This is a genomic window from Streptomyces sp. NPDC006551 (assembly GCF_040611675.1).
Lineage (GTDB): Bacteria > Actinomycetota > Actinomycetes > Streptomycetales > Streptomycetaceae > Streptomyces.
Map to the genome: position 1 here is coordinate 128,572 of NZ_JBEXOT010000010.1, position 14,120 is coordinate 142,691.

The window sequence follows — 14,120 nt, forward strand, 5'->3', positions numbered from 1 at the left end:
ATGAGGTCCCGGGTTCAGATGTTACGGAAGCGGTTGATGGCGTCGATGTGCTTCGCGCGCATCTCCGGGTCGCGCACGCCCAGGCCCTCCTCGGGGGCGAGCGCGAGCACGCCGACCTTGCCCTGGTGGAGGTTGCGGTGCACGTCGTAGGCGGCCTGCCCGGTGTCCTCCAGGGAGTACACCTTGGAGAGGGTCGGGTGGATCTTGCCCTTGGCGATCAGGCGGTTGGCCTCCCACGCCTCGCGGTAGTTGGCGAAGTGCGAGCCGATGATCCGCTTCAGCGACATCCACAGGTAGCGGTTGTCGTACTCGTGCATGTAGCCCGAGGTCGAGGCGCAGGTGGTGATGGTGCCGCCCTTGCGGGTGACGTAGACGCTCGCGCCGAAGGTCTCGCGGCCGGGGTGCTCGAAGACGATGTCGATGTCCTCGCCGCCGGTGAGCTCGCGGATGCGCTTGCCGAAGCGCTTCCACTCCTTCGGGTCCTGGGTCTGCTCGTCCTTCCAGAACTTGTAGCCCTCGGCGTTGCGGTCGATGATCGCCTCGGCGCCCATGGAGCGGCAGATGTCCGCCTTCTGGTCGCTGGAGACGACACAGATCGGGTTGGCGCCGCCGGCCAGCGCGAACTGGGTGGCGTACGAGCCGAGCCCGCCGCTCGCGCCCCAGATCAGGACGTTGTCGCCCTGCTTCATGCCGGCGCCGTTGCGGGAGACGAGCTGGCGGTACGCGGTGGAGTTGACCAGGCCCGGGGCCGCCGCCTCCTCCCAGCTGAGGTGGTCCGGCTTCGGCATCAGCTGGTTGGACTTGACGAGCGCGATCTCGGCCAGGCCGCCGAAGTTGGTCTCGAAGCCCCAGATGCGCTGCTCGGGGTCGAGCATCGTGTCGTTGTGGCCGTCCGACGACTCCAGCTCGACCGAGAGGCAGTGCGCGACGACCTCGTCGCCGGGCTTCCACGAGTTCACGCCGGGGCCGGTGCGCAGGACGACGCCCGCGAGGTCGGAGCCGATGACGTGGTACGGCAGGTCGTGACGCTTGCTGAGGTCGCTGAGCCGGCCGTAGCGCTCCAGGAAGCCGAAGGTCGACACCGGCTCGAAGATCGAGGTCCAGACCGAGTTGTAGTTCACGGAGCTGGCCATGACGGCGACCAGGGCCTCGCCCGGGCCGAGCTCGGGCAGCGCCACGTCGTCGAGGTGGAGCGACTTGCGCGGGTCCTTCTCGCGGCTGGGGAGACCGGCGAACATCTCGGTCTCGTCCTTGTGCACGGTGACCGCGCGGTACGACTCGGGGAGCTTGAGGTTGGCGAAGTCGGCGGACGTGGTCTCCGGCGACTGGATCGCGTCCAGGATTTCCTTCACGGGGTTGCCTCCGGCGGTGCGGCGTCTGAGCGAGACGCTGAGGGGTTACGTCGTGGAGTGCTGCTGTGGAGGTGTGCCGTCGGTTCGGCGGGTGGTGCGGTGGCTGCGCCGGGTGGGCGCGGAGGGTGCCTGTGACGCAGGCGTCCGGGCGCACAATCACGATCGCTTGTGGGGACAGCCGGCGCACGAGGAGACCTCGGCGCGCCGGCCGCCCGGACAACATCAACGTATGGCACCGCGTGTCACCTGACAAGGCACTGCGTGCCAACAATTTCACTCAGATGCGATCCGCCCCTCACACATGAGCGATGATCGATCGGAGGACGGGATGAAAACGGACGAAGGCCGCCCCGTCGTGGGGCGGCCTTCGTCCGTGCCTCGGCGCGAGGAGGGTCAGTTCTTCGTCAGCGCCTGCTGGATGGTGCGCATGACCTCGTCCAGCGGGGCGTCCGTACGCGCCACGGCGATCACCACGTCGTTTCCGGTGGACGCGAGGACCGTGGCCGCCGCCGGGGCGGGGGTGGCCGGCTGCTGGGCCGGCTGCTGGGCCTGCGCCGGCCGGGCGCCTATGCCGGTGCCGAAGGTCTCCCGGACGATCGCGAAGGCGTGGTCGAGCTGTGCCTCCACATCGCCCTGGCCGCCCGCCCGCAGCCAGCGGCGCAGCACGTGGTTGTGGGCCGTGACCACCGCCGACGCCGCCACCTCGGCGAGCAGCGGGTCGTCGTTGCCGTCGTGGTGGTCGCGCTCGTCGAAGTGACCCAGGAGATAGCGGGTGAACAGCCGCTCGTAGCGGGCCACCGAAGCGATCTCGCGCTCCCGCAGGGTGGGGACCTCGCGAGTGAGCCGGTAACGCTCCACGGAGACCGCCGGGGACCCCGCGTACATCTTCATGACTTCCTTGATGCCCCGGCAGACCGTGTCCAGCGGGTGCTCGTGCGGCGGCGCGGCGTTCAGTACCGCCTCCGCCCGCACCAGGGTGTCGTCGTGGTCGGGGAAGATCGCCTCTTCCTTGGAGCGGAAGTGGCGGAAGAACGTCCGGCGCGCGACGCCGGCGGCCGCGGCGATCTCGTCGACCGTCGTGGCCTCGTACCCCTTGGTCGCGAACAGTTCCATCGCCGCGGCCGCCAGCTCGCGGCGCATCTTGAGCCGCTGAGCGGCCGCGCGGGTACCCGCCGTGCTCTCCGTGGTGTCGGAGGTGGACGTGGACGTGGCACGGGGTGACTTCGCGGCCTTGGACATGTCCTGAACGTACTGCATCAGCGCGGGAGTGTGCCCAGGTGGGGGAGGGTCGCCGGGGCCTCCGGAAGAGCCCGGTGGACTCAGCAGCCCTCCCCAGCCCGCGGCGGGCTCAGCGTCGGGCATATTCGCGGAAGCCGCGACCCGTCTTGCGGCCGAGGCAGCCCGCGGCCACCAGGTGCTCCAGGAGCGGCGCCGGAGCCAGACCCGGGTCGCGGAACTCGCGGTGCAGCACCTTCTCGATCGCGAGGGAGACGTCGAGCCCGACGACGTCGAGGAGCTCGAACGGTCCCATCGGGTAGCCGCCGCCCAGCTTCATCGCGGCGTCGATGTCGTCCAGGGAGGCGTAGTGCTCCTGGACCATCTTGACCGCGTTGTTCAGGTACGGGAAGAGCAGCGCGTTCACGATGAAGCCGGCCCGGTCGCCGCAGTCCACCGGGTGCTTCCTGATCTTCGCGGTGACCTCGCGGACCGTGGCGTGCACGTCGTCGGCGGTCAGGACCGTACGGACGATCTCCACCAGCTTCATGGCGGGCGCCGGGTTGAAGAAGTGCATCCCGATGACGTCCTGCGGGCGCGAGGTGGCGCGGGCACAGGCGACGACCGGCAGCGAGGAGGTCGTGGTGGCGAGCACCGCGCCCGGCTTGCAGATCTTGTCGAGGGCCGCGAAGAGCTGCTGCTTGATCTCCAGGTCCTCGGCGACCGCCTCGACGGCGAGGTCGACCTCGGCGAAGGAGTCGAGCGAACCTGCCGGGGTGATCCGGGCCAGCGTCTCGTCGCGGGCCTCGCCGGTCATCCGGCCCTTGTCGACCGAACGGGTGAGCGACTTGGCGATCCGGGCCTTGGCGGTGTCGGCCTTCTCCTGCGACCGGGCCGCCAGCACGACCGTGTAACCGGCCTTGGCGAAGACCTCGGCGATGCCCGAGGCCATGGTGCCGGAGCCGGCGACGCCCACCGAACGGACCTCGCGGGTCTCCCGGCCGCCCGCGGCCGAGTCCTCCAGCGGCGTCAGCGCGTCCCGGACCACGGTGGCCGAGCCCGGCGCGTCGTACGTGTAGAAGCCGCGGCCCGACTTGCGGCCGGTCAGACCCGCCTCGCTCAGCTGCTTGAGGATCGGGGCGGGGGCGTGCAGCCGGTCGCGCGACTCGCTGTACATCGCCTCCAGGACGGTGCGGGCGGTGTCGATCCCGACCAGGTCGAGAAGGGCCAGCGGGCCCATCGGCAGACCGCAGCCCAGCCGCATGGCGGCGTCGATGTCCTCACGGGAGGCGTACTTGGCCTCGTACATGGCCGCGGCCTGGTTGAGGTAGCCGAAGAGCAGGCCGTCGGCGACGAACCCGGGGCGGTCGCCGACCGCGACGGGCTCCTTGCCGAGGTCGAGGGCGAGATCGGTGACGGCCTGGACGGCCTGCGGGGCGGTGAGGACCGAGGAGACGACCTCCACCAGCTTCATCGCCTGGACCGGGGTGAAGAAGTGCAGGCCGAGCACGCGCTCGGGGTGCGCCGAGTCGGCGGCGAGACGGGTGACGGACAGGGCGTTGGTACCGGTGGCGATGATCGCGTCGGGCCGGACGACGGCGTCCAGCGCCCGGAAGACCTCCTGCTTGGCCTCGTACGACTCGGGCACGACCTCGATCACGAGATCGGCGTCGGCGGCCGCGTGGAGGTCGGAGAAGGTACGGAAGCGGGCGAGGACGTCGCGGCGCTCCTCCTCGGTGATCCGCTCACGGCTCACCGCGCGGGCGGTGGAGGCTTCCAGCGCGGCGACGGCCCGGGCCGCGGCGGCGTCGCTGATGTCGATGCCGATGACCTCGCGGCCGGCCCGGGCGAGGACGTCGGCGATGCCCGTGCCCATGGTGCCGAGACCGACGACGGCGATGGTGGAGAGAGGGGTGTCCATCAGGGGACTCCAGGGAGGGAAGAGTGACGACTGAGGGCGGCAATGCGGGCGCGCACAGATCGCGCGGAGAAAAAGCGACGGGCTCTGTCCCGGAGCCACGTCGAAAAATGCCGAACCGACAAACTCGATCCCACAACGGCTGCGTCACCAGGCCGTTGTGAGTGCTGCGGGGGGTGCCCCGCTCACCTGAGATTAACCGGCGAGTAACGAGCGCGCCAGTCCTGGGAAGTTCGGAAAATGTGATCTGGATCGCGGATACGCTGAACGCCATGGATATCGCTCGGGACCCCGAATTCTGCTCGATGATCGATCGATTGCGGGACGAGATCCACGGCGACTCCGAAACGTTCGGAGAACTCGTCGCGCGTGAGGATCCCGGCGATTTCGCGCGCGTTCTCACCGCGCCCGGACAGCCGCTCTGGGCCCGGGAGATCGCCGCCTTCCGGCTCGGCCTCGCGGGGGACCCGCGCGCCTTCGAAGCCCTCGTCCTCCTGCTCAACCACCGCGACCCGGAACGCTGCGTCTCCGCCGCCTACGCGCTGGCGCGGCTCGGCGACCCCCGTACCGCCCGGGCCGCCGCCGCCCTCGCCACCAACGAACTCCGCGTCGCCTACGCCCTGTTGCCGGTCCGTCTGCTCACCGAACTGCGCGCCCCCGAGTCCGTACCGGCCCTGATCACCGTCCTCGAACGGCGGTTGAAGGCCGACGATCCGCACTGGCGGGTCGGTCTCGCCTGCGTCGAGGGCCTGGGCGCGCTCGGCGACGGACGCGCCCGAGGCGCTCTGCAGGCCGCCCTTCCCCACCCCCGCCTCGGCGCGGCGGCCCGCCAGGCCCTCGCCCGGCTCGACGGCCAGGCCCTGCCCGGCGGACCGTGGCCGGAACCTTAGGAGGTCTCCTCCTCCAGTGCCGGGACCAGCGCGAGCGCCGCGGACGAGACGGGCTCCTCCTCCGGTTCCGGGACGAGCGCGAACGCCTCGATCTCGATCAGCAGCTCCGGGCGGACCAGCGCGGAGACCTGGACGGCCGAGCTCGCCGGAAGCGGGGCCCCGCCGAAAGCGGCGTCACGCGCCGCCCGGACTGCCGGAAGGTGGGCGACGTCGGTGACGAAGTACGTCAGCTTCACCACGTCCTCGAAGCCGGCGCCGGCCGAGGCGAGACAGCGGCGCAGGTTCTCGAAGACCTGACGGGCCTGCGCCGCCGGGTCGTTCTCCCCGACGACCGCACCCGAGGCGTCGAGGGAGCACTGGCCGGATATCGCGACGAACCGGCCGGTGCCCCACACGACGTGGCTGTACTGGGGACTCGGGGCGACCCCCGCCGGGGCGGGCACGTGGGAGAGATGCGTACTCATGTCCGACATCCTCGCCCACGCCACTGACAGTCCCGTCACCGGCGGTCCGGGAGCGTCCGCTCAGCCGCCGTGCCCGAGGAGCCGGTGCAGGAGGGCGCCGCGCGCCGAGGCGGCGTCACGGGTCGACCCACCGTCACGGGTCGCCGGCGTCTTCGCCTCCTTCACCGGCTTCGGCTCCGGGAGGGCCGCGCAGACCGCGTCCGCCTCCGCCCCCGCGGCGCCGCGCGGCACGCGCCCCGTGGAGAAGTAGGCCGCCAGATGCGTGTCCAGGCAGTCGTTCCCGCCCAGCGACACCCCGTGGTTCCCGCCGCCCTCCTCGACCACCAGGCTGGAGCCGCCCACCATCCGGTGCAGCGCCACACCCCCCTCGTACGGGGTCGCCGCGTCGTCCGTCGCCTGGAGGATCAGCATCGGCGGCACCGCATCGTTCGTGACGTCGGGCGGAGTCAGCGACTTCACCGGCCAGAACGCGCACGGAGCGTTGTACCAGGCGTTGTTCCAGGCGGAGAAGGGCGCCTTCGCGTGCACCTCCCAGTTGTCCTTGCGCCAGACGTTCCAGTCACGCGGCCACGCCGCGTCCCGGCACTGCACGCTGGTGTAGACGGAGTAGCCGTTGTCGGCCGCGGCGTCCGCCGCCGCGTGGTCCTCGTACGCCTCGGTCAGCGGGCCGGCGTCCTTCTCGTTGACGTACGCCGAGAACGCCTCGGCCAGCTTCGGCCAGTATCCGTTGTAGTAGCCGCCGGGCAGGAAGGTGTCCTCCAGCTCGCCCGGGCCGACCTTGCCGTCGGCCGGGTTAAGGCCCACCGCCTCACGCATCCGGTACCAGGCGGCCTCGACCGCCGCCGGGTCCGTGCCCAGCTTGTACGTGGCGTCCTGGCGGGCCACCCAGGCCATGAAGTCCTTGTGCCGGCTGTCGAAGGCGTAGTCCTGCGCGATGTTGTCCTCGTACCAGACGCCCCGGGGATTGACCACGGAGTCGAGGGCGAACCGGCCCACCCGCTGCGGATACAGCCGCGCGTACACGGCGCCGAGGTACGTGCCGTAGGAGTAGCCGAGGTAGTGGATCCGGGGCGCGCCCACCGCCGCGCGGATCGCGTCCAGGTCCCGTGCCGCGCTGACCGTGTCGATGTACGGCAGCACGTCGCGGTACTTCTCCCCGCACGCCGCCGCGAACGACCGCGCCCGCTCGACGTTGCTCCGCTCCCCCTCGGCGCCGCGCGGCACGGAGTCCGGCCGTACGGGGTCGAAGTGGCCGGGCTTGCAGTCGAGTGCGGGTTCGCTCTCGCCGACCCCGCGCGGGTCGAAGCCGATCACGTCGTACCGCGCCGCCACCTTCGCGGGCAGCGAGGCCGCCACGAACCCGGCCATGGCCCGGCCGCTCCCGCCCGGGCCGCCGGGGTTGACGAGCAGCGGCCCCTGGTAGTCCTTCGCGGTGTGCGCGACGCGGGTCAGGGCGAGGGTCACGGTCCGGCCCTTCGGCTCGGCGTGGTTCAGCGGCACCTTCAGCGTGGCGCACTGGAGCCTCGGATACGCCTTGGTGGGGCAGCCGGTCCAGGCGAGCGGGGCGAGGGGGCGGGTGGCCGGTTCGGGCCGGGGCTCCGCGGCCGCGGGCAGGACGGTGACCGTCCCCGCGACCAGTGCCCCAGTGGCGATCAGCAGTCCTGCGCGTGGGTTCATAGGGCGTCCGTGCCCGGAACGCGGTGCGGACGGACCTGTTCCGCCGAGAGCTCACCCGATCAGAGGAGGGTGAGCTGGGTCGGCCCCGCGAGCGCGGGTTCTTCCGGTACGGGTATCCGGCGCGCCGCTCCCCGGCGGGCCGGGCCGATCCCGAACTCGTCGGCGTACTCGTGCACCTGACGGGTGATCCGGCGCTGGTACCAGGTCGGCGCGTAGGCCCCGTCCGCGTACATCCGCTCGTACCGCCCCACCAGACGCGGGTGGTGCTGCCTCAGCCATGCCATGAACCACTCGCGCGCGCCGGGCCGCAGATGCAGGACGAGCGGGGTCACGGACGTCGCGCCGGCGTCGGCGATGGCGCGCACCGTCTCGCGCAGCTGCTCCGGCCGGTCACCGAGGAAGGGGATGACCGGGGCCATGAGCACCCCGCAGCCGATGCCGTGCTCGCCGAGCGTCCGTACGACGTCCAGGCGCCGCTGCGGTGAGGGCGTGCCGGGCTCGACGGTGCGCCACAGCTCCTGGTCGGTGAAGCCGACCGAGACGGAGATGCCGACCTCGGTCACCTCGGCCGCCTGCACCAGGAGGTCCAGGTCACGCAGGATCAAGGTGCCCTTGGTGAGGATCGAGAACGGGTTGGCGTGGTCGCGCAGCGCCGCGATGATGCCCGGCATCAGCCGGTAGCGGCCCTCGGCGCGCTGGTAGCAGTCCACGTTGGTGCCCATCGCGACGTGCGCGCCCTGCCAGCGGCGGGAGGCGAGCTGCTTGCGCAGCAGCTCCGGGGCGTTGATCTTGACGACGATCTGGGAGTCGAAACCGAGGCCGGTGTCGAGGTCCAGATAGCTGTGCGTCTTGCGGGCGAAGCAGTAGACGCACGCGTGCGTGCAGCCGCGGTAGGGGTTGACCGTCCATTCGAACGGCATGCGGGAGGCGCCCGGCACCCGGTTCAGGATCGAGCGGGCCCGCACTTCGTGGAAGGTGATCCCCCGGAACTCCGGTGTGTCGAAGGTGCGGGTGGTGACCGCGTCCGTACCGAACAGCGCGATGTCGGCGGGGGCGGGATCCTCGCCCAGATTGTCCCAGCGCATGGCCGCCTCCTCGATGGCAGTGTCCCGAGCCGCGTCCTCGACCCTGGCCACAGAATAGAACACATGTTCCCTTGATCGTCGCAACCCGGATTTGGGGGGCCGGGTCGCAGGTGGTTGGCTGGTCCCCCACCCCGAGGAACCAAGCTGGAGGAAGTGCAATGGCGCAGGTCGAGGCCACCACGGAGCGGATCATCGCGGCGGACGCGGAGACGGTGTTCGACGCTCTGGCCGACTACAGCGGCACGCGCGCGAAGGTGCTGCCGGAGCACTTCAGCGAGTACGAGGTGCGGGAGGGCGGCGACGGCGAGGGCACCCTCGTCCACTGGAAGCTCCAGGCGACGAGCAAGCGGGTCCGGGACTGCCTCCTGGAGGTCACCGAGCCCACGGACGGGCAGCTCGTCGAGAAGGACCGCAACTCCTCCATGGTCACCACCTGGACCGTGACCCCCGCCGGAGAAGGCGCCTCGAAGGCCGTCGTCACCACCGTCTGGAACGGCGCCGGCGGCATCGGCGGCTTCTTCGAGAGGACCTTCGCCCCCAAGGGGCTCGCCCGCATCTACGACGCGGTGCTGGCCAACCTGGCCGCCCAGGTGGAGAAGTAGCCTCCTCGGCGAACACCGCTCACCGATTCGAGTGGTTTCCCCGCGACCCCCGTGAGCGCCCCGCGCGCCCAGGGGGCGCGGGCGCTCTCGTAAACGCGCTGATGAGCGCCCCAAGTGCCACCTGGCGCAGGCGTGTTCACGCTCCGAGGCGCCACCGATCCCCCTCCCGTCCGACTTGCTCCCGCTTCGCGCCCAATGCGAAGAATGGCGCGGCGCTGACGTCGTGACGAGGGGAGCAACACGTGGGTGCGATCGCGATGGTGAAAGCCGCCGAGGATACGACGTCGCTCGTCGAGGGCGATCCACCGTCCGGCCAGGAACCGCCGCCCGGCCCGGAACCGGCCCACGACCCCCGCCGGGTCCGGCTCGTCTTCTTCGGGCTCATGCTCGCGCTGCTGCTCGCCGCGCTGGAGCAGATGATCGTCGCCACCGCCCTGCCGAAGATCGTCGGCGAACTCCAGGGCCTGGACCGGATGTCCTGGGCCATCACCGCCTACCTCCTCACCGCCACCATCGGCCTGCCCGTCTACGGCAAGCTCGGCGACCTCTTCGGCCGCAAGGGCGTCTTCCTCTTCGCCATCGTGGTCTTCGTCGTCGGCTCGGCCCTGGCCGGCTGGTCGCGGACCATGGACGAGCTCATCGCCTTCCGGGCCGTGCAGGGCGTCGGCGCCGGTGGCCTCATGATCGGTGTCCAGGCGATCATCGCGGACATCGTCCCGGCCCGGGAACGCGGCCGCTACATGGGACTCATCGGGGCCGCCTTCGGTCTGGCCTCCGTCGCCGGACCCCTGCTCGGCGGCTTCTTCACCGACCACGTCTCCTGGCGCTGGTGCTTCTACTTCAACGTCCCCTTCGGACTCGTCACCCTCGCCGTCGTCGCCCTCGTCCTCAAGCTCCCCAAGCCGAAGGAGCGGGCGAGGCTCGACGTACTGGGCGCGATCCTGCTGGCCGCCGCCTCCACCTGCGTGGTCCTGCTGACCAGCTGGGGCGGGACCGAGTACGCGTGGAACTCCCGGGTCGTCATCGGCCTCGGCTGCGGCGCCGCCGCGAGCACCCTGCTCTTCCTGATCGTCGAGCACTTCGCGCCCGAACCCCTCATCCCACTGCGCCTGTTCCGCGACTCGGTCTTCACCGTCACCAGCCTCGTCGGAGCGGTCGTCGGCATCGCGCTGTTCGGCGCCGCCAGCTATCTGCCCACCTTCCTGCAGATGGTGGAGGGCGCCACCGCCACCGAGTCCGGCCTCCTCATGCTGCCCCTGATGGGCGGGATCGTCGTCGCGTCGATCGTCTCCGGGCAGCTCATCAGCCGCACCGGCCACTACCGGATCTACCCGGTGCTCGGCGGCGCGGTCTCCGTCGCCGGCATGTGGCTGCTCTCCCGGATGGAGACGGACACCCCCCGCCTGCACCACAGCGTCTGGCAGGCCGTCCTCGGCGTCGGCATCGGCCTCGTCATGCCGGTCCTCATCCTGGCAGTGCAGAACTCCGTACGCCCCGCCGACCTCGGCACCGCCACCAGCGCCCACAACTACTTCCGCCAGATCGGAGGCAGCGTCGGCGCCGCCGTCTTCGGCACGCTCTTCGCCGCCCGGCTCGACGACGCCCTCGCCGACTCCCTTCCGCGCACGGCGGGAGCGGCGCTGCCCGCCGCCGAATCGATCACTCCGCAGACGGTGCACGCCCTGCCGCCCGCCCTGCGCGACGCCTACATCCAGGCGTACGCGGACGCGATGCCGCGCATCTTCCTCTACCTCGTGCCGGTCCTCGTGCTCGGCCTCGTTCTCGCCTTCTTCCTCAAGGAGAAACCGCTGGTGTCCCACCACACCCCCGCCGCCGAGGCCACCGCCGTCCCCCGGGCCAGGAACGCCACCGCCCATCCCGCCCCCGCCGGGCTCCCGGTCTGCGGCACCGTCCAGCACCACGACGGCACCCGCGTCCCGCGCGCCGCCCTCACCCTCATCGACGTCCAGGGGCGGCAGATCGGCCGGGGCGGCAGCGGCGAGGACGGGCGGTACGCGCTCAGCGTGCCGGGCGCCGGCTCGTACGTCCTGATCGCCGCGGCGGGCGGGCACCAGCCGCAGGCCGTCTCCGTCACCGTCGGGGAACGCCCGGTCGAGCTCGACGTCGTGCTCGGCGGTGCGGGCCGGCTGGCCGGAACGGTCGTCACCGCCGACGGTTCTCCCGTACGGGACGCGGCGGTCACCCTCACCGACGTCCGCGGAGACGTCGTGGCCTCCACTCGCAGCGGACGCGAGGGCGGCTATGTGATCACCGAGCTGGTGGCGGGGGAGTACACGCTGGCCGCCAGCGCCCCGGCCTTCAGGCCCGCCGCCCTCCCGGTGAGCGTGCAGGCCTCCCGCGAGACCCGTCAGGACATCGAGCTGGCGGGCGGCGCGGTGCTGCGCGGGACGGTCCGCGCGGGCGGCGGTCGCCCGGTCGAGGACGCCCGGGTCACCCTCCTCGACGCCGCCGGGAACGTGGTGGACACCCTGACGACCGGACCGGACGGAACGTTCCGGTTCGTCGACCTGTCCTCCGGCGAGTACACGGTCATCGCCGCCGGCTACCCGCCGGTCGCCACCGTCCTCCAGGTCGCCGGCGGCGGGCGCACCGAACGCGACCTGCAGCTCGGCCACGAGGACTGACACACTCGCGACGGCGACCGGCCGGCTTCACAGGTCCACTCCACCGACACTTGTCCACAGGGGTGGTCGTGCCGCCGGTCGCCGCGTACGGTTTCCAGGCATGAAGATCCTGATCAGCGCCGACATGGAAGGCGCCACCGGCGTCACCTGGCCCGCCGACGTGCTGCCGGGGACACCGCAGTGGGAGCGGTGCCGGTCCATGTTCACCTCCGACGTGAACGCGGCGGTGCTCGGCTTCTTCGACGGCGGCGCCGACGAGGTGCTCATCAACGAAGCGCACTGGACGATGCGTAACCTGCTCCTCGAACGGCTCGACGAGCGGGCCGAGATGCTCACCGGCCGGCACAAGTCCCTCTCCATGGTGGAGGGCGTGCAGCACGCCGACGTCGACGGCATCGCCTTCGTCGGCTATCACACCGGCGCCGGCGCCGAGGGCGTGCTCGCCCACACCTATCTCGCCAACTCCATCACCGGCGTATGGCTGAACGGCGTGCGGGCGAGCGAGGGTCTGCTCAACGCCCATGTGGTGGCGGAGTACGGCGTGCCGGTCGTCCTCGTCACCGGGGACGACCTGACCTGCGAGGACGCCCTCGAGTACGCGCCGGAGGCGCGCAAGGTCGCGGTCAAGGACCATGTCTCGCGGTACGCGGCGGTGTGCCGCACCCCGGCCCGTACGGCCGCCGAGATCCGGGCGGCGGCGAAGGCCGCGGCGGCCCTCGCCGTACGGCACGAGCCGGTGCGCGGCGGGCCGTTCACGGTGGAGCTGGAGTTCGACGCCGAGCATCTCGCGGCCGCCGCCACGGTGGTGCCCGGCGCGGCCCGGAGCGGCGAACGCCGCGTCGCGTACACGAGCGAGACGATGTACGAAGGCATTCGCACGTTCAAGGCGGTCACGACCATCGTCTCGGCCGCGGTGGAGGAGCAGTATGGCTGAGCCGACCCAGCGGCCGGACGCCGCGGCGCTCGACGAGGTGGTGACCTTCACCTCCGAGCTGATCCGGATCGACACCACCAACAGGGGCGGCGGGGACTGCCGCGAGCGGCCCGCGGCCGAGTACGTCGCCGAACGCCTCGCCGCCACCGGCCTCGAACCCGTCCTCCTGGAGCGGACGCCCGGCCGCACCAACGTGGTGGCCCGGATCGAGGGCACCGACCCGTCCGCCGACGCCCTGCTCGTCCACGGCCATCTGGACGTGGTCCCGGCCGAGCCCGCCGACTGGGCCGTCCACCCCTTCTCCGGCGAGGTCCGCGACGGAGTGGTGTGGGGACGCGGAGCCGTCGACATGAAGAACATGGACGCGATGGTGCTCGCCGTGGTCCGTTCCTGGGCCCGCCAGGGCATCCGGCCGCGCCGCGACATCGTCCTCGCGTACACCGCCGACGAGGAGGCCAGCGCCGAGGACGGCTCCGGCCACCTCGCCGACAAGCACCCCGGTCTGTTCGAAGGCTGCACGGAAGGCATCAGTGAATCCGGGGCGTTCAGCTTCCACCCGCACCCCGGCATGACGCTCTACCCCATCGCGGCCGGCGAGCGGGGCACCGCCTGGGTCAAGCTCACCGCCCACGGCAGGGCCGGCCACGGCTCCAAGGTGAACACCGCCAACGCCGTCACCCGGCTCGCCGCCGCCGTCGCCCGTATCGGCGACCACCCCTGGCCGGTCCGCCTCACGTCGACCGTACGGGCCGCGCTCACCGAACTCGCCGCGCTGTACGGCATCGAGACGGACGTCTCCGCCGACGGCTTCGACGTCGACCGTCTCCTGGAGAAGCTCGGCCCGGCCGCCGCCCTGGTCGAGCCGACCGTCCGCAACAGCGCCAACCCAACGATGCTGGAGGCCGGTTACAAGGTGAACGTCATCCCGGGCCACGCCGTCGCCTATGTCGACGGCCGTATGCTGCCCGGCGGCGAGGAGGAGTTCACCGCGACGATGGACCTGCTCACCGGGCCCGACGTGGAGTGGGAGTTCCACCACCGCGAGGTCCCCCTGGAGGCCCCCGTCGATTCGCCGACCTTCGCCAAGCTGCGGGCCGCCGTGGAGCACTTCGACCCGGCCGGCCATGTCGTGCCGTTCGCCATGTCCGGAGGCACCGACGCCAAGCAGTTCTCCCGGCTCGGGATCACCGGCTACGGCTTCTCCCCGCTGAAGCTCCCCCCGGAGCTGGACTACGGCGCGCTGTTCCACGGCGTCGACGAGCGCGTCCCCGTCGACGCGCTGCACTTCGGCGTCCGCGTCCTCGACCACTATCTCCGGTCCGCGTAGGGGGAGTCGGC

The 14,120-nt window shown here is 71.5% G+C and carries 11 protein-coding genes; 5 read left to right on the forward strand and 6 right to left on the reverse strand.

Translation table 11 applies throughout. From position 1 onward, the window contains the following. Window positions 1-14: 14 nt before the first annotated feature. The 3 genes from ccrA to ABZY12_RS13425 form a co-directional block, all read right to left on the reverse strand. Complete coding sequence (ccrA, locus tag ABZY12_RS13415) at window positions 15-1,352, reverse strand: crotonyl-CoA carboxylase/reductase (protein ID WP_356889551.1); 1,338 nt, start codon at window positions 1,350-1,352, stop codon at window positions 15-17. Between the two features lie 393 nt (window positions 1,353-1,745). Further along, window positions 1,746-2,591 carry a TetR family transcriptional regulator gene (locus ABZY12_RS13420; protein WP_356889633.1) on the reverse strand — a complete coding sequence of 282 codons (846 nt, stop codon included), beginning with the start codon at window positions 2,589-2,591 and terminating at the stop codon, window positions 1,746-1,748. 109 nt (window positions 2,592-2,700) lie between these two features. Next, window positions 2,701-4,488, reverse strand: a complete 1,788-nt coding sequence (locus ABZY12_RS13425) for a 3-hydroxyacyl-CoA dehydrogenase family protein (RefSeq protein ID WP_356889553.1) — start codon at window positions 4,486-4,488, stop codon at window positions 2,701-2,703. A 269-nt stretch (window positions 4,489-4,757) separates the two neighbouring features. Between ABZY12_RS13425 and ABZY12_RS13430 the strand changes: the two genes are divergently transcribed. Continuing rightward, window positions 4,758-5,375 carry an adenylosuccinate lyase gene (locus tag ABZY12_RS13430; RefSeq protein WP_356889555.1) on the forward strand — a complete coding sequence of 206 codons (618 nt, stop codon included), beginning with the start codon at window positions 4,758-4,760 and terminating at the stop codon, window positions 5,373-5,375. Here the strand turns inward: ABZY12_RS13430 and ABZY12_RS13435 are convergent. Genes ABZY12_RS13435 through ABZY12_RS13445 form a run of 3 tightly spaced genes read right to left on the reverse strand, consistent with a single transcriptional unit; the run spans window position 5,372 to window position 8,601 of the window. After that, window positions 5,372-5,839 (reverse strand): RidA family protein, encoded by a 468-nt coding sequence (locus tag ABZY12_RS13435; RefSeq protein ID WP_356889557.1) that lies wholly within the window; start codon window positions 5,837-5,839, stop codon window positions 5,372-5,374. The two genes, ABZY12_RS13430 and ABZY12_RS13435, sit on opposite strands and share 4 nt — an antisense overlap. Window positions 5,840-5,899: 60 nt before the next feature. Continuing rightward, a complete protein-coding gene (locus ABZY12_RS13440; RefSeq protein WP_356889559.1) occupies window positions 5,900-7,516 on the reverse strand; it encodes an alpha/beta hydrolase in 1,617 nt (538 codons plus the stop codon). A gap of 59 nt (window positions 7,517-7,575) precedes the next feature. After that, window positions 7,576-8,601, reverse strand: coding sequence for an Rv2578c family radical SAM protein (locus tag ABZY12_RS13445; protein WP_356889561.1), 1,026 nt, complete (start codon window positions 8,599-8,601; stop codon window positions 7,576-7,578). A gap of 158 nt (window positions 8,602-8,759) precedes the next feature. On the opposite strand from ABZY12_RS13445, the gene ABZY12_RS13450 reads away from it, so the two are divergent. The 4 genes from ABZY12_RS13450 (at window position 8,760) to ABZY12_RS13465 (ending at window position 14,109) form a co-directional block, all read left to right on the forward strand. After that, a complete protein-coding gene (locus tag ABZY12_RS13450; RefSeq protein WP_356889563.1) occupies window positions 8,760-9,203 on the forward strand; it encodes an SRPBCC family protein in 444 nt (147 codons plus the stop codon). A 257-nt stretch (window positions 9,204-9,460) separates the two neighbouring features. Beyond that, the gene (locus ABZY12_RS13455; RefSeq protein ID WP_356889635.1) at window positions 9,461-11,848 is read left to right on the forward strand and encodes an MFS transporter; all 2,388 of its coding nucleotides are present in this window, start codon (window positions 9,461-9,463) and stop codon (window positions 11,846-11,848) included. A gap of 100 nt (window positions 11,849-11,948) precedes the next feature. After that, window positions 11,949-12,782: a M55 family metallopeptidase gene (locus tag ABZY12_RS13460; protein WP_356889565.1), complete on the forward strand. Its 834-nt coding sequence runs from the start codon at window positions 11,949-11,951 to the stop codon at window positions 12,780-12,782. Next, window positions 12,775-14,109 (forward strand): M20/M25/M40 family metallo-hydrolase, encoded by a 1,335-nt coding sequence (locus ABZY12_RS13465; protein ID WP_356889567.1) that lies wholly within the window; start codon window positions 12,775-12,777, stop codon window positions 14,107-14,109. Before ABZY12_RS13460 ends, ABZY12_RS13465 begins: the two co-directional genes overlap by 8 nt. The last annotated feature ends 11 nt before the right edge of the window (window positions 14,110-14,120 follow it).